The organism is Martinezella sp. CNPSo 3890, assembly GCF_057784455.1.
Genome location: NZ_JBXSOR010000002.1, coordinates 353246 through 367701, shown reverse-complemented (window position 1 = coordinate 367701; position 14456 = coordinate 353246). Strand labels below are relative to the sequence as shown.

General features: G+C 59.8%; 16 protein-coding genes. 7 read left to right on the top strand and 9 right to left on the bottom strand.

Annotated features, from left to right (window positions below):
• Positions 1-75 precede the first annotated feature (75 nt).
• A complete protein-coding gene (mcpU, locus tag AC13RC_RS07910) occupies positions 76-2142 on the bottom strand; it encodes a methyl-accepting chemotaxis protein McpU (RefSeq protein WP_113353206.1) in 2067 nt (688 codons plus the stop codon).
• Between the two features lie 254 nt (positions 2143-2396).
• A complete protein-coding gene (locus tag AC13RC_RS07905) occupies positions 2397-3203 on the bottom strand; it encodes an MBL fold metallo-hydrolase (RefSeq protein ID WP_113353205.1) in 807 nt (268 codons plus the stop codon).
• Between the two features lie 384 nt (positions 3204-3587).
• Between AC13RC_RS07905 and AC13RC_RS07900 the strand changes: the two genes are divergently transcribed.
• Positions 3588-5273 carry a Na/Pi cotransporter family protein gene (locus tag AC13RC_RS07900; RefSeq protein ID WP_113353204.1) on the top strand — a complete coding sequence of 562 codons (1686 nt, stop codon included), beginning with the start codon at positions 3588-3590 and terminating at the stop codon, positions 5271-5273.
• 216 nt (positions 5274-5489) lie between these two features.
• Here the strand turns inward: AC13RC_RS07900 and AC13RC_RS07895 are convergent, their stop codons facing one another.
• The 3 genes from AC13RC_RS07895 to AC13RC_RS07885 all read right to left on the bottom strand — a co-directional run bounded on the left by AC13RC_RS07895 (position 5490) and on the right by AC13RC_RS07885 (position 6989).
• A complete protein-coding gene (locus tag AC13RC_RS07895) occupies positions 5490-5822 on the bottom strand; it encodes a GIY-YIG nuclease family protein (protein WP_113353203.1) in 333 nt (110 codons plus the stop codon).
• Between the two features lie 9 nt (positions 5823-5831).
• Positions 5832-6221, bottom strand: a complete 390-nt coding sequence (locus AC13RC_RS07890) for a hypothetical protein (protein ID WP_145634484.1) — start codon at positions 6219-6221, stop codon at positions 5832-5834.
• 63 nt (positions 6222-6284) lie between these two features.
• On the bottom strand, positions 6285-6989 hold the full coding sequence (locus AC13RC_RS07885; protein WP_152094019.1) for a hypothetical protein: 705 nt from the start codon (positions 6987-6989) through the stop codon (positions 6285-6287).
• Between the two features lie 145 nt (positions 6990-7134).
• Between AC13RC_RS07885 and AC13RC_RS07880 the strand changes: the two genes are divergently transcribed.
• From AC13RC_RS07880 to AC13RC_RS07860, 5 genes are all read left to right on the top strand, one after another.
• Positions 7135-7365: a helix-turn-helix domain-containing protein gene (locus AC13RC_RS07880; protein ID WP_233788507.1), complete on the top strand. Its 231-nt coding sequence runs from the start codon at positions 7135-7137 to the stop codon at positions 7363-7365.
• Positions 7366-7505: 140 nt separating this feature from the next.
• The gene (locus AC13RC_RS07875) at positions 7506-7724 is read left to right on the top strand and encodes a helix-turn-helix transcriptional regulator (protein WP_113353199.1); all 219 of its coding nucleotides are present in this window, start codon (positions 7506-7508) and stop codon (positions 7722-7724) included.
• Positions 7711-7881, top strand: coding sequence for a hypothetical protein (locus AC13RC_RS07870; protein ID WP_162748833.1), 171 nt, complete (start codon positions 7711-7713; stop codon positions 7879-7881). The genes AC13RC_RS07875 and AC13RC_RS07870 overlap by 14 nt, the downstream gene beginning before the upstream one ends.
• 65 nt (positions 7882-7946) lie before the next feature.
• Entirely contained in the window at positions 7947-8423 is a 477-nt protein-coding gene (locus tag AC13RC_RS07865; protein ID WP_233788508.1) for a putative toxin-antitoxin system toxin component, PIN family, read from the top strand.
• Complete coding sequence (locus tag AC13RC_RS07860; protein ID WP_037155628.1) at positions 8420-8674, top strand: toxin-antitoxin system HicB family antitoxin; 255 nt, start codon at positions 8420-8422, stop codon at positions 8672-8674. The genes AC13RC_RS07865 and AC13RC_RS07860 overlap by 4 nt, the downstream gene beginning before the upstream one ends.
• Before the next feature lie 164 nt (positions 8675-8838).
• Here the strand turns inward: AC13RC_RS07860 and AC13RC_RS07855 are convergent, their stop codons facing one another.
• The 4 genes from AC13RC_RS07855 to AC13RC_RS07840 all read right to left on the bottom strand — a co-directional run bounded on the left by AC13RC_RS07855 (position 8839) and on the right by AC13RC_RS07840 (position 13222).
• Positions 8839-9792 (bottom strand): sugar-binding transcriptional regulator, encoded by a 954-nt coding sequence (locus tag AC13RC_RS07855; RefSeq protein WP_488556862.1) that lies wholly within the window; start codon positions 9790-9792, stop codon positions 8839-8841.
• 21 nt (positions 9793-9813) lie between these two features.
• Positions 9814-11280: an FGGY family carbohydrate kinase gene (locus tag AC13RC_RS07850; protein ID WP_113420792.1), complete on the bottom strand. Its 1467-nt coding sequence runs from the start codon at positions 11278-11280 to the stop codon at positions 9814-9816.
• Between the two features lie 176 nt (positions 11281-11456).
• Complete coding sequence (locus tag AC13RC_RS07845; protein ID WP_113353196.1) at positions 11457-12413, bottom strand: transketolase family protein; 957 nt, start codon at positions 12411-12413, stop codon at positions 11457-11459.
• Positions 12413-13222, bottom strand: a complete 810-nt coding sequence (locus AC13RC_RS07840) for a transketolase (RefSeq protein WP_113331069.1) — start codon at positions 13220-13222, stop codon at positions 12413-12415. The genes AC13RC_RS07845 and AC13RC_RS07840 overlap by 1 nt, the downstream gene beginning before the upstream one ends.
• Positions 13223-13445: 223 nt before the next feature.
• On the opposite strand from AC13RC_RS07840, the gene AC13RC_RS07835 reads away from it, so the two are divergent.
• Positions 13446-14426 (top strand): ABC transporter permease, encoded by a 981-nt coding sequence (locus AC13RC_RS07835; protein WP_488557041.1) that lies wholly within the window; start codon positions 13446-13448, stop codon positions 14424-14426.
• The last annotated feature ends 30 nt before the right edge of the window (positions 14427-14456 follow it).

Below are 14456 nucleotides of genomic sequence, written 5' to 3'. Positions count from 1 at the left end.
ATAGGCTCAAGCATTGCCGCCCGCCTTCTTGCTTTCGCAAGGCGGGCGGACGGATTGAATTTGGACCTTGTCGCCTCAGGCCGCGCGTCGGGTGCGTGTTTCGTTGGCGCCCTGCTCGCTAATGCGAAACTGTGCGAGCAGCTCGTTCAAGGTCGCGGCTTCCGACGCCAGACCGTGGCTCGCGGCCGTCTGTTGCTCGACCATGGCGGCGTTCTGCTGCGTGCCCTGATCCATGGTGTTGACCGCCGTATTGATCTCCTGCAGACCTGTCGACTGTTCGCGCGAGGCTCGCACGATCGCTTCGATATTGCGGTTGATCTCCTGAACGTCCCGCACGATCACCTCAAGCGCTTCGCCCGTCTGGTTAACAAGGGTAACGCCGTTCTTGACCTGCTCGCCGGAGGCGGTGATCAGGGATTTGATCTCCTTTGCCGCCTGCGCGGAGCGCTGTGCGAGCTCGCGGACTTCCTGCGCGACCACGGCAAAGCCCTTGCCCGCCTCGCCGGCACGGGCTGCTTCGACACCGGCATTCAGCGCCAGAAGATTGGTCTGGAAGGCGATGTCGTCGATGACGCCGATGATGTTGGAGATCTCGCCGGAGGATTTTTCGATCATGTTCATGGCGCCGACGGCCTTTTCGACGATCTCGCCGGATTTTTCCGCGCCGCCGCGGGCTCGCGTGACGAGTTGGCCGACTTCTTCCGCCCGGCGGGCACTATCCTTGACCGTTGTCGTGATTTCCTCGAGGGCTGCCGCGGTCTCCTCGACAGAAGCGGCCTGTTGCTCGGTGCGGCGTGCAAGATTATCCGCGGCGGCGCGGATTTCTCCCGCACCGGTGTCGATTGCCTGGGCATTGCGCCCGACGGTCGCCATGGCGTCGTGGAGCCGTGCCACCGACGTATTGAAGTCGGTTCTCAGGCGGTCGAGATCACCGGCAAAGGGAACGTTAATGCGATGGACGAGATCGCCATTGGCAAGACGGCCAAGCCCATCGGCGAGCGACTGCACGGCGGAAGCGATCTGTTCCTCCTCAATGGCCCTGAGGGCTTCGCGGTCGCGCCGCTCCTGCTCGCTCAGCATCCGCGTATCTTCGGCCTCCTTCGCAAGGCGACCACGCTGAATCATGTTGTCCCTGAAGACAGCGACCGCCGCGGCCATGCGCCCGAGCTCATCCTTGCGATCGGTTCCTGGAATTTCGGCGGAAACGTCACCGCCGGCAAGCTTGCCCATGGCGCTCGTCATCTGCAGGACCGGGCGGACTACCAATCTCGACAGCAGCATCGCCAAGACGCCGATCAGGGCGACGACGCCGATAGCGGTCGCGGCGGTCGCAGCAATCCGGAATTTGGCGACGCCGGCAAAAGCAGCGTCGCGGTCGATCTGCACGCCGAGATACCAGTCGGTGCGCGGCAAGCCTTGAACGGGCAGGAAGCTGACAAGGACGGACTTGCCGTTGAAGATCGTTTCGGAAATGCCGGAGCCGATCGCAGGCGTTGCCTGCGGAAAGGCATCGGCGAGCTTCTTGGTGACCAGCTGCTGATCCTGATGGACAAGAATGGTTCCATCGTTCTTCACCAGGAATGCCGAACCTTTGCCGCCCATGGTGACCGACTTGATCATGGAGACGAGCGAACCGAGCGAGAAGTCGCTTGCGGCAACGCCGAACAGCTTGCCGTCGCGCTTGACCGGCATGGCGGCGCTGATGATGAGGTTGCCCGTCGAGGCGTCATTATAGGGATCGGTCAGGACCAGCTTGTCGGCCTTCACGGCATCCTTGTACCAGGGCCGCTTGCGCGGGTCGTAATCCGCCGGAAGCGGCTGATTGGGAACGCTGGTGAAGACGCCCTGCTCGTCTCCGACATAGGTGGACATGAATTCGCGCAGCAGAACGGGATTGTCGAAGGCGCCGCTGATGCCAGCCGGATTTCCAGCCTTGGCGGCGGCATTGGCGGCAAGTTCGGTCAGCATGACGCGTGCGCCCAGCCAGTTCGAGATACTCTGCGACGCCTGAAGACCGGAGGATTCGATCTCTCCCTTGACCGCTTCGCTGGCGGCCGTGCGCTGAAGGCTGTCTATGTAAATTGAAAAACCGGAGAGGGCGGCGATGACGACCAGAGATGCCACCACCAAAATTCTCGTCATCAAATTGAAACGGGTTTGCACGGGATCGGTCCTTTACGGTGATCCAGCGTGTCGATGATTGAAGAAGCCGACGCGCCGGATGGGCCAAACGTCATGGTCATTCCAGCAAATGCCGTCATGGCGCCGCGAATGTCTTGATGAGACATGCGGTCAGATATGCTTGAGAAGCGTTAAGGTGCCTTTAATCATGACCGATCGATGACCACTGGGGAAGAAGCAGGCAGCAGATGCCATATTCTTAGCCCAATGAAACCTCAACCTGCGATAGCCTTCAGGTATCTCTCAGTAGAACGTTCCACCACGCGATTGCCGTCGATCTCGATCGTTCGACCGGGGAATGCACCGTATATCGCTTCGAACCGATAGGGTCGAACCGCTTCCGATATCGCCGTCACGGCCTTGGCGTCGAGCGGAACGAGGTTTGGGTAGCTGCGCATGAAGCTGACGAACTGGCGGTCCATGGTCACCTGCATCGTGTCGCCGACGAAGAGCGCGCCGCGCCCGCCTTCGAGCCAAGGGCAATAGAGCACGCAACTGCCGTCGAAATGGCCGCCGCAACGGATCATGGTCGCCTGGCCAATCGACAGTGTCTCGCCTGTCCATGGATGTAGCGCCCCATCGCGCCTTTGCACCCATTCGCTATCGTTGGCGTGGATATGGATCGGCACGCTGACGCCGGCGGCGCTCCATTCGGTCATCGACGAATAGAAATGAGGGTGGGAGATCGCGATCGCGCTTAAGCCGCCCATGGCGGTGATCCGTGCCTTGCTAGGCTCGTCGATAAGGCTGAGGCAGTCCCAGAGGATATTGCCGTCAGGTCCTTCGATCAGAAAGGCGCGCTGGCCAATGCCGAAATGAGGCGAGATCTGCAGACTGTGGACGCCTTCCGCTTCCTCGTTCCAGATTACCTCATGCTTCTGGCCGAGGCTCGCCATGTCTGTCCATTCCTGTCCCGATTGAGGTACGAACTGGCGCTCGTCTTCGCAGATTGGGCAGGCCAGAGGTGGTCCGTCGCCTTCGTCGAACTGTGTGCCGCATGTGATGCAGATAAAATGCGTCATCTCGAACTCCTCGCCAGTCTGTCTTTCCAGCCTGCGACCACGGACCCGCCGCACGGCAAGTGAAGGCTTCTGTGCTATATTGGCCAGACCTTGGACGGATCAAAGCAAAAAGGCGACGCAACAACCCTCAGACGATCTCGTTGGAGACAGAAAATCGTCGCTTTCAGGCCGACCTTTCTTGGGAAAATGGATATTCCTAACGAATGGTGGTAGGATTCATGGCAATCCTATATCTATGATTTTTAACGTAAAAATTCTTATTTCATCGATTTATGACAATCTGACCTTGCAAAAGGCGCCAAGACAAAGAAACATAGTCGGCTAATGAAAGTTTAGATAATCGCGATATTGATGCCCAGCATCGTAGGCATATGGAGGACCACTATGGCGCTTATTCTCGGCCTCGTTGCTCTGGCCGGCCACATCGCCCTTCTGCTCTGGGGCACGCGCATGGTCCAGACCGGTATCCAGCGCACATTCGGGCCTGATCTGCGCTCTTTTCTCGGCCGGGCGCTCAGCAATCGCACGAAGGCTTTTTTTGCGGGCATCGGTGTCACCGCCATCCTGCAGAGCAGTACGGCAACCGGCCTGATGGCCTCCGGCTTCGCGGCGGGCGGCCTGGTGGATCTCGTGCCGGCACTTGCCGTCATGCTCGGAGCCAATGTCGGCACGACCCTGATCGTTCAGGTGTTGTCTTTCAATGTCGCGGCGGCTTCGCCGGCGCTAATCCTGATCGGCGTGCTGATGTTCCGCCGAACCGGGAATTCACGCGTGCACGATCTTGGCCGCGTCATGATTGGGCTTGGCTTCATGCTTCTGGCACTGCATCAGCTCCTCGACCTGATGACGCAGTATGAGGGGTCGAAGGCGCTCGCCTACGTCCTTGATGCGATCGCCGCGACGCCGGTGCTGAGTATGCTTCTCGCAGCTATTCTGACATGGGCCGCCCATTCCAGCGTGGCTGTGGTTCTGCTCATCATGTCGCTTGCAAGCAAGGGGCTCATCGATGTCGATCAGGCCTTTGCTCTCGTTCTCGGTGCCAATCTCGGCACCGCGATCAACCCACTCATCGAAGGGCAGTCGGGAGCGGATCTATCGGTGAAGCGTTTGCCCATCGGCAATATGCTGACACGCATTGTCGGTGTGATCGCGATGATCGCCCTGTTGGAGCCAGCCGCACGTCTGTCGGCGATGATCGATGGCGACAGCGCCCGAGCTGTCGCCAATTTTCATACCGCCTTCAATGTCGTTTTGGCCGTGGTGTTCATGCCGCTATTGCGGCCCTATGCCGATCTATTGACCAAATTGCTGCCGCGGAAGATCGACGAGGCCGATCCGACGCGCCCGAGATATCTTGATCCGGCGGCCAAGGAAACGCCCGTGGTTGCTCTCGGCGCGGCAGCGCGCGAGGCGCTGAGACTGGTCGACGTGCTCTCGGAAATGCTTGCGGGCGCCAAGTCTGCCTTATCGGACACGGATCGAAAGGCGCTGACGCGATTGCGATCGCTGGACAATATCCTCGACAGCCTGAACACGGCCGTAAAGACCTATCTGACATCGATCGATCCCGACGAGCTTGGAGAAGCCGACCGGCGGCGTCTGAACGAGATCCTGCTGTTTTCGATGAACATGGAACATGCCGGCGACGTGCTCGACCAGAACCTTCTGCCGCACCTGGCAAAACGCCTGCGTCGCGGTTTGAGTTTCTCGAAGGAAGGACAGCTCGAACTGGCGACATTGTTCGACCGATTGCAGTCGAACCTCCAGACGGCGGCTGCCCTGTTCATGACGCAGAATGAAAGTGCCGCCCGTATGCTGGCGGAGGAGAAGGTGATTTTCCGCAAGGCGGAGCGCGAGGGGACGGAAGCCCATTTCCAGCGCTTGCGCCAGGGCGGGATCGAGACCGCCGAGACCAGCTCGCTTCACCTCGACCTTCTGCGCGACCTCAAGCAGATCAATTCCCACCTCGTCGCCGCCGCAGCATATCCCGTTCTGGAGGAGCGCGGCGAACTCTTGCAAAGCCGGACGCCGAGCCCGGTGCCACCGGTTGCAGTGACTGCACATGACTAAAAGATCTATTTCAGCCGTCTGTCGGGCGGTTGGGCCGGAATGCGCGGCGCCGATGTGGCTTCGATATGCCCATTGGTGACAGCTGCCCCGTCGGTCGCAGCGCTGCGCCATCAAAAGTTCCTTTGACCCCATCGTGAGAGCCATCGTGTAGGGAGGTAGTCAGCCAGATCGCTGGGACCTGCAGGTCCTGGCTTATGTGGGGACCCTGAGCCTTTATCATAGATAGTCAGATACTCGCTTCTGTAGGACAGCGTCCGTCAGGGGGCTCGCCGCCAATTTCGTCGCGAAGGCGCGACCGGGATGGAGAACGTCCCACGGCGAGCGATATTGCGTCGCGACGGTCTGATGCAGGTCAAAGGCTGCTTCCTTGCCGTAACCACGACCCATGGCCTCCTTCGCCAGTTCGAAGCGATGCGTGGCGCTTGGGAACCAATGGCCGAAATGCCTGATCATTTCAGCCTCGACGACCTCTGGATCCTGCGGCTTGGGTTTGGCGCGGGGAAGACCCGGCGTTTCGTAGAGCAGGATGCCGTCACGGGCGATGTCCACGAAGAAGGGTCAACCATACGCGAGCTGCTTATTGAGGTCCGTGACGGAATGAACGATGAAGTTGACCGGCGTTGCCAGATGTCTGGTGACCGTCAGTTCCCGTAGGAAGCGATCGATACCCCGGTACCAGAAACGTGGATCGGCAAAGGTTTCAGTCGTAACGACGACGAGCAGGTTATATTCGGAACGACCATCGTTTTCGCGGTCCTCTACCCAGTCACAGCGTGCAAAAGGGCTAAAGAGAAGCAGTTTGAGGATACGTCCACCCTTCTCCGTGTCCGACAGTCTGCTCTTTTGCACGTCCTCGAATTCATCGAACAGGATTCGCGCGATCCGTTCCAGTTCACGACGCCTGTTCTCGGGAAGATGGCTGAGGCGTTCAGTAAGGGTCACAGACACGGCAGCCCCCGGTGCAAATGTGCCGTGGAGGGCTTTGCCGTCTTATTTCCCCGAGCAGGCTTTTCATGATGCGCCGCCATTGGCTCCCGGGAGCCGGTCGCTTCCGGGCATGAAGAGACCCGGCTGTAGGGCTTGCCCGATGCGCACCAAATCGGCCAGCGCCGCGCTGACTTGCAGCGAGGGGAAGTCTGGGCCTTTGTCGAAGTGTTCGCCTCCGCACAAGATCACATCAAGCTTGCCGGCCACACCAGCAACCGTCGTGGCCGGCATGGCCATCAGGGCGTCGGCCAACTTCATTTCCATGCGGTCAGATTGGATCTCGGCTTTCTCGACACGACTATATCCCAAAGCGTCATCCAGACGATCCCAAACTTCCTGCCGTTCCCGGAAGGCGGCTATTGCTTGCGCCTTCACGGGCTCATGCCCGGCTGCATCGCCGCATATTCGGTCTATGTCTTCCAGGCTGAACGCACGCACCGGCTTCTTTTTTCCGGGCAGTGTGATTTCCACCTGCGGAAATCCGACGGCGGCGACCATCCTGCTTTCAAGGTCCAGCTGTATGTTCCAAAGCCGCTGCGTTTCATTGCGTGCCGCCAGCCATTGCCGCCAAAGGTCCAGCGCGGGATCGGAGACAACATCGCCGGCCAGCGCCTCGGCGGCGGCCGCGCCATAGTCGAACGGCCATGTCGCCGTGGCTGCCATCGTGCCCGTCAGCAACATCCTGCGCGTGACGGAAGACAAAGTCGTGTTATTGTCAGAATCAGCCATGATCTGAGCTCCATACAGCTTGGTTGTGGTCAGGCTGGGCGCGGTGCGCGAACACCGTGTTCAGCCGCGTTAAGGGCGATTGATCCTTTTGGATCATACTGAAATGATCTAAAGGGATCAATGGGCTTTGGTAACAGCAGGACAGATGCGGGCAGCTCGCGCATTGATTGGAATATCACAGGCAGAGCTTGCTCGTCGGGCCGGCGTCTCTGTGCCGACGATTAAGCGTTGCGAAAGTGAGGGCGAGAACATACCCGTCGTATCTTCCGAAACTCAGCGGAAGATATGTTCTGCTCTTGAAGCTGAAGGCATAGAGTTCATCCCGGAGAACGGCGGTGGTCCGGGCGTGCGATTGGCGAAGAAGACCACGCGTTGAGGCCGGAACAGCGATTGTAAGTTTTTCCTTTTTTCCGCCGTCTCTATGCACCAGTACGACGACGGCTAAATACCTATTGCAAAAGGGTAAATCTTGATTTCTCCCTGGTTCAGGAACAACCAGCAGGGGGCAGCGCTGCCATGCCCGTGCCAGACCGTATCATCCGCTTGAATACCGTGCGTTTCCGCACGGGTCTTTCCCGCTCCACCATCTACCGCAAGATCGCCGAGGGTACGTTTCCCGCGCAGATCAGGATCAGCGTCAACGGCGCGGGATGGCATGAATCCGAGATCAACCGCTGGATCGCAAACCCCGTCGCATGGCGGCGGCCGAAGGGAAAGCGCGATGATGGCCGATGATAGAAAGCTCAATGACAGAGAGGAGCTGGCGAATGACAATCAACCGCCTGATGGACAGGAGGGAGCAGGCAAGGCCGAGGCTTCCGAGCGGCTGAACGCGATTGTGCTGTCCATTGCCCAGTTGATCGGCAGGCAGATGGCGCGGGAACACTTCTAAGCGTTGCGGGCTGCCAGTGACAATCGGGGCAGAAGCGAAGACAGCGCAGAGGATGACAATGGATAATGGGATCCACCATTCAAAACATTGACATCCTATGGGATGTCTATAAATTCTCTGCCATGAGGCTGGTTCTGGATACCAATGTGATCGTAGCGGCGTTCCGCAGCCGGAATGGCGCAAGCAACCTGCTTCTGCGCTTTGCTGATCGGGGCATGGTGACGCCGCTTTGTTCGACGGCGGTGTTTCTGGAGTATGAGGCGGTGTTGAGCCGCGAGGAAACCCGACAGGCGACCGGACACAGCCTTGAGGATGTCGCTTCGGTGATGAGCGCGCTTGCCGCCATTGCCGAGGGCGTCGATATCTCGTTTCGGACGCGACCGATGCTCTCCGATGTCGCCGACGAAATGGTGCTGGAAGCTGCCTTAAACGGACAGGCTGAGGCCATCGTGACGTATAACGTCAAGGATTTCCGTCCGGCGCTTGGATTGGGCGTGACCGTGATAACACCGGGAGAGATTGTCAGGAGACTGAACACATGACGCAGACCCAACGCTATAAATACCCGCTGCAACTGCCGCAGTCGCTCAAGGAGACGGCGGCGCGTCTGGCACAAGAAGACGGCGTGTCCCTCAATCAGTGGATTATTTCTGCGGTCGCGCAGAAGATCGGGGCCGTTGAGACGGCCAGCGAATTCCTGAAAGCGCGTGCAGGTACGACGAAGCGCGGTGCGCTGACAGGCTTGCTGGACAAAGCGCCGGATGTGCCGCCGCTGAAGGAAGACACCATCTGATGCAATGCATCGGGCCTGAACGGATGCGGTGAAAGCCTTTTTGCTTGCTGGAGTGGGCCGGAACGAAACGGCGCCCACAAGCGCCCACGAAAGTGGCGCAACTCTCTACGGTCACCACATAGGCGGCGATTCCATTGACAACAGATTGTAGCCGCCGTGGCCGCCTATGATTCCATGAGGCGCTCGGCGCTGAACTTGTCCGTTATCAGCGTATCGATAACTCCGATCCTCAGGGCGCCGGCGATCGCCGCTGTCTTCTTCGCTCCGCCGGCAAGCGCGATGACCCGATCGACCCGTTCGAGATCTTCTAGCGGGAAGCCGATCACGCGCTCATCGAGCGGCGTTTTGACAGGCTTGCCGTCCTTGTCGAAGAACCGCAGCGATATATCGCCGACCGCACCGGCCTCGGCAAGATCGGCGAGCTCCCGCGACGAGAAGATATTGCCGGATCTCGCCAGCAGTTCCGACGGCTCCACGGCGCCGATGCCGACGATGGCGAGCGTGATGCTGCCGAAAAGATCCATGGTCTCCCGCACGAACGGATCCGCCTGCATCAGGAGTTTAGCCTCGCGCGAGGTCGTAACACCCTGTACTGGAAGAAGCTTCGGTTCGGCGCCGGTCAGTCGAGCGAGGCGGGTGGTCAGCTGGGTGGCATGAGTCTGGACCGACGGGTCGCCCATGCCGCCCAGCGTCTGAACGACGTACTTGGCCTGGGCGCTCTTTTGCGGATGAATGTTTTCCACCATCCTGAAGATCGTCTGGCTCCAGCTCGACACGCCGATGATTTCGCCGGGTGCAAGCGTCACCTCCAAAAGATGCGCGGCGGCTTCGCCGATCCGGGCCATGATGGCGCCGTCGCGGTCCTCCGTGCATTCGACGACGATTGCCTCGGGGAGACCGTACTTCTCGCGCAGCGCTCCTTCGAGTTCGCTGTAGGTGCCGACGGGCGGAATGACGCTCGTGCGAACGATATCTTCCGCCTCGGCCCGTTTCAGCATTCGCGACACCGTCGCCTGCGACAGGCGAAGGTGCTGCGCGATATCCGCCTGCCGCTTGCCCTCTATATGGTACATCTGGGCAACTCTTGAGATGAGGCGGAGTTCGTTAAGGCGAGCCATCGTTGATCCCGGGGTGAATTTTTATTCACCTTTAACCGGAGTTGCGCGCAACGTCGAGCGGGCCAGCGCATCATTCCACCTGTTCAGGAGGCCTGTACTGTCGATGTTCTCCGGCTCGATGATCTTATTGTTTCTCGGAAGCGCCGCGATGGCGACGAGATCCGGCCACAGGCCTATCGAGAGACCTGCGAGATAGGCTGCCCCTAGAGCGGAGGCTTCCGGTGCCTCGCACTGGATGATGGCGTGCCTCACCAGGTTTGATACGCACTGCATGAGAAAGTGGTTCTGGCTCGGGCCGCCGTCGACATAAAGCGTGCCGAGATCGTCACCGCTCTGCGCCCGCATGGCCGTAATCACGTCATGAACCTGGAAAGCGATCGAGTCAGTAACCGAGCGCGCCATCTGCGCGCGGGTTGTGCTGAAGTTGATCTGTGAGAAAAGGGCACGGGCGTCGGAATTCCAGTAAGGGGCGCCCAAACCGACGAAGGCGGGCACGAAGCCCGGGCCATCAGGCTCAGCGGTCGCCGCTAGGTCGATAAGGGAGCCAACATCCGGAAGGCCCAGGATGCCGGCCATCCAGGGCAGGCTCGCGGCGCACACGAGGATATTGCCTTCGAATGCGAAGGTCGGTTGTCCGGCGATGCGCCAGGCGACCGTCGTGGTGATGCCGTTGCGCGGCGCGATGAAGCGCGGAAGAGTGGTCATGACGGAAGACCCTGTTCCGAAGGTCGCCTTGCTGTCGCCCGGCTTGAAGGCCCCGTGTCCGAACAGGGCCGCATGGCTGTCCCCGATGGCCGATCTGATCGGCGTGCCGTCCGGAACGCCGGCAAGGCCGTGCGTTGTTCCGAAGTCCGCGGAACTGTCGAGTACCTCCGGAAGGAGCCGGATATCGACTCCGAAAATCGCACCCAATTCCCTGCTCCAGGTTTGGGCCTCAAGGTCGAACAACTGGCTTCGCGCGGCGTTCGAGGCGTCGCAGACATGCTTGCGACCGCCGGTAAGGCAGTGAACGAGCCAGCTGTCGATCGTTCCGATGCGGGCCTTTTTCCCATGCGCGACCCGATCGAGAAGCCATCGGAATTTCGGACCAGGAAACATCGGATCAAGGGGGAGGCCGGTCAGCGCCTCGACGCGCTTGAGATGTCCGTCCGCGATAAGACGCTCGCAATCCGACGCGGTGCGCCGGCATTGCCAGCTCAAGACCGGTCCGAGCGCCTTGCCAGTTTCGGCATCCCAAATGGTGACGGATTCCCGCTGATTGGAGATCGCTATCGCTTCGATTGTCGCGACGGGCGCGCTTCGCAGGCATAGTGCGATCGCTTCACAGACGGATGCGTAAATCCGATCGGGATCCTGCTCGACCCAGCCGGGCCGCGGATAGGAGATGCCTACCGGAGCCGAGCCTCTGGCAATGATGTCTCCGCTCTCGGAGACCAGTACCGCCTTGGAATTGGTGGTTCCCTGGTCGATTGCCAGAATGGCCCGCATCATATCCTCCACCCGAGCATGGTACCGAAAAGTGTGAGCGGTTCTCGAACGACATCATGCTCTATTTCTTTGATTTCAAAGCGGATTCAGACTTTGGCTCTATTCCAGCTAAAATCATCCGCCTCCAATTACTGGAACCGACGGCAATCCGCCTCGGTTCCAATGCGTCTGTTTGTCTACTTGCGCTTGATAAGCGCTTGCGCGGCGTCGGCAATAGCTGGTGGGGCCATGCCGAATTCATCGAGCAGGAATTCGGCAGAACCGGTCGGCGCGTAGATGCCGGGAACGCCGAGGCGCGTCATCGGCACGGGGGCGTTGTCGACGACAACCTCGGCCACGGCCGATCCCAACCCGCCAAAGATCGAATGTTCTTCCGCCGTCACGATCGCGCCGGTTTCCTTGGCGGCGGCAATGATGGCATCCTCGTCGATCGGACGAACCGTGGCGAGATTGATCACCCTGGCCTCTATGCCGCGTCGCGCTAGGATATCGGCGGCCTTCACCATGCGATGGGTCAACGTTCCGTTCGCAATGAGCGTAACATCGGAACCTTCACGCAAGAGATTGGCCTTTCCAAGCTCGAACTTGTAGTCCTCCGGCAGCAGGTCGGGCACGCCGACCCGAGACAGGCGCAGGAAGCAAGGGCCATTGTAATTTGCCGCCCATTCCACAGCCGCCGCCGTCTCTATGCGGTCGCAAGGCGCGATCACGGGGAGGTTGGGCAGAACTCGGGTCCAGGCGAAATCCTCTATCGAGTGATGGGTCGGGCCGAGCTCCCCATAGGCCATGCCGGAGGAAATGCCGACGAGCTTGACGTTAGCGTTCGAGTAGGAGATGTCGGCCTTGATCTGCTCAAGCGATCGACCTGTGAGGAACGGTGACGCGCCGCAGACATAGGGGAGGCGTCCGCCATTGGCGAGGCCCGCGCCCACGCCGACCATGTTCTGCTCGGCGATGCCGACATTGACCAGCCGATCGGGGAATTTGGACTTGAAGCCGCCGAGCTTCGAAGAGCCGACCGAATCGTTGCAGACTGCGACGATCGTTTCGTTCTCGGCGGCAAGGCGTTCGAGCGTCGCTGCGAAAGCGTCTCGGCAATCATGGAGCTTGGGTGCGTTCACGGGCGCGTTCATTAAAGTGCCTCCGACAATTCTGCCAATGCGACTTCGTACTGTTCCTTGTTCGGAACCTTGTGGTGCCAGTCGACACGGTCCTGCATGAAAGAGATTCCGTGCCCCTTGTTGGTGTGGGCCACGATGCAGTGGGGGCGCTCGCTTCGGCGCTCGAGCGCCGGGACGACCTCGTGCATGTTGTTGCCGTCGATTTCGCTGACGTCCCAGCCAAAGGCTTCGAGCTTCGGGCGAAGAGGTGCTATGTCGTTCGTATCCGAAAGCGCGGCACCCTGCTGGAAACGGTTGTGGTCGACGATCAGGGTGAGGTTATCAAGCCGGAACTGCGCCGCGGCCATGATCGCCTCCCAGTTGGAGCCTTCCTGCATCTCGCCATCGCCGGTGATCACGTAGGTATGGTAGCCGGCCCCAGATAATTTCGCCGCCTTGGCCATGCCAACCGCGACCGGCAGGCCGTGTCCGAGAGGACCAGTATTGGTTTCGACGCCCGGCACCTTGTTGCAATTGGGGTGTCCATTGAGCCGCGAATGCGGCTTCAGGAACGTCGAAATCTCGTCTTCCGGGATGAAGCCGCGTTTCGCCAGAGTGACGTAGAGCGCGCACGCCGTATGTCCCTTCGACAGCACAAACCTGTCCCGATCGGGATGTTTCGGCTGATCCGGCCAGACGCGCAGCACGCGGAAATACAACGCGGTCAGAAGGTCGATCACGGACATCTCGCCGCCAATATGTCCGGCCCCTGCCTCGTAGACTGCCTGGAGGTCTCGCAGACGTATCTGGCGAGCAACACGTTCAAGTTCGGAAGGCTCCATTATTTCCTCGTGTGAATAAATATTCATTAGTTTATATTTTTGCACAGGAGGGCCGTTAGTCAAGCCCCCATATATCCATTGTCAGCAAAACAGGCAGACAAGACCCGGTTGACAGCGCCAAAGTGAGTTGGTAATGAATTTTCCAGCATATGTGAATAAATATTCTAGCTTGAAGTTCTAGCCGCCAGACATGGCCGCTAGCCTCAGGTCCCTGGGAGGAATGATGGTGGCGATCGACGTTAATGAACAGAGCCGTCCGTCCGTGGCATGGCTGAGAAAGCTCACCGGTGCTACCGGACCGCTTGTCGGATTGCTCGCTCTTTGCGTTTTCTTGAGCCTCAGCACCGATGCGTTTCTTTCGCTGCGCAACGGCCTCAACATTCTCGATCAGATCACCGTGCTCGGAATCATGGCCGTCGGCATGACTTTCGTCATCCTGATCGGCGGCATCGACCTTTCCGTCGGTTCGGTTCTTGCGCTGTCCATGATGGTCATGGGCTGGACGGCAAATATCGCCGGCCTGCCGCTTGCCGCCGGCATCGTGGTTGCACTTGTCGCCTCCGCGGTGAGCGGACTGATCGTCGGGCTTCTCGTCACTCTTTTCAGGGTTCCGGCCTTTATCGCAACTTTGGCTATGATGTCGGCCGCGCGGGGCGTCGCGAACATGATCACGGATGGCCAGCAGATCGTCGGATTTCCCGACTGGTTCATGATGCTCGCGATCGATCGCCATTTCGGCGTGCTGACGGCAACGGTCTTCCTGATGCTGGCGGTCGTCGCCGTGGCCTGGGTGTTCCTTCACTTCCGCTCCGAGGGGCGCATGCTCTATGCCGTGGGCGGCAATCCGGAAGTGGCTCGTCTCGCCGGCATCAATGTTCAGCTCGTGACGATTGCTGTCTATGTCGCAAGCGCGGTACTTGCCGGTCTTGCCGGTATCGTACTGGCGGCTCGTCTCGATTCCGTTCAGCCATCCAGCGGCTTTGGATACGAACTCGACACGATTGCGGCCGTCGTCATTGGTGGCACTTCGCTCTCCGGTGGGGCCGGCGGTATCGGCGGCACGCTGATCGGCGTCCTGATCATCGGTGTCCTGCGCAACGGTCTCAATCTTCTCAACGTCTCGCCATTCCTGCAGCAGGTCATCATTGGCATCGTCATCGTGCTCGCGGTCGGTGCGGAAACGATCCGCAGGCGGCGGGCCTGACATTCTGGCCCGCGTCCGGCGGATCCCAGC

Bases quoted from the DNA above. Each gene is read 5' to 3' on its own strand.
- mcpU (WP_113353206.1), bottom strand. From the start codon at position 2,142: ATGACGAGAATTTTGGTGGTGGCATCTCTGGTCGTCATCGCCGCCCTC.
- AC13RC_RS07905 (WP_113353205.1), bottom strand. From the start codon at position 3,203: ATGACGCATTTTATCTGCATCACATGCGGCACACAGTTCGACGAAGGC.
- AC13RC_RS07900 (WP_113353204.1), top strand. From the start codon at position 3,588: ATGGCGCTTATTCTCGGCCTCGTTGCTCTGGCCGGCCACATCGCCCTT.
- AC13RC_RS07885 (WP_152094019.1), bottom strand. From the start codon at position 6,989: ATGGCTGATTCTGACAATAACACGACTTTGTCTTCCGTCACGCGCAGG.
- AC13RC_RS07880 (WP_233788507.1), top strand. From the start codon at position 7,135: ATGCGGGCAGCTCGCGCATTGATTGGAATATCACAGGCAGAGCTTGCT.
- AC13RC_RS07875 (WP_113353199.1), top strand. From the start codon at position 7,506: ATGCCCGTGCCAGACCGTATCATCCGCTTGAATACCGTGCGTTTCCGC.
- AC13RC_RS07870 (WP_162748833.1), top strand. From the start codon at position 7,711: ATGATGGCCGATGATAGAAAGCTCAATGACAGAGAGGAGCTGGCGAAT.
- AC13RC_RS07865 (WP_233788508.1), top strand. From the start codon at position 7,947: ATGGGATCCACCATTCAAAACATTGACATCCTATGGGATGTCTATAAA.
- AC13RC_RS07860 (WP_037155628.1), top strand. From the start codon at position 8,420: ATGACGCAGACCCAACGCTATAAATACCCGCTGCAACTGCCGCAGTCG.
- AC13RC_RS07855 (WP_488556862.1), bottom strand. From the start codon at position 9,792: ATGGCTCGCCTTAACGAACTCCGCCTCATCTCAAGAGTTGCCCAGATG.
- AC13RC_RS07850 (WP_113420792.1), bottom strand. From the start codon at position 11,280: ATGCGGGCCATTCTGGCAATCGACCAGGGAACCACCAATTCCAAGGCG.
- AC13RC_RS07845 (WP_113353196.1), bottom strand. From the start codon at position 12,413: ATGAACGCGCCCGTGAACGCACCCAAGCTCCATGATTGCCGAGACGCT.
- AC13RC_RS07840 (WP_113331069.1), bottom strand. From the start codon at position 13,222: ATGGAGCCTTCCGAACTTGAACGTGTTGCTCGCCAGATACGTCTGCGA.
- AC13RC_RS07835 (WP_488557041.1), top strand. From the start codon at position 13,446: ATGGTGGCGATCGACGTTAATGAACAGAGCCGTCCGTCCGTGGCATGG.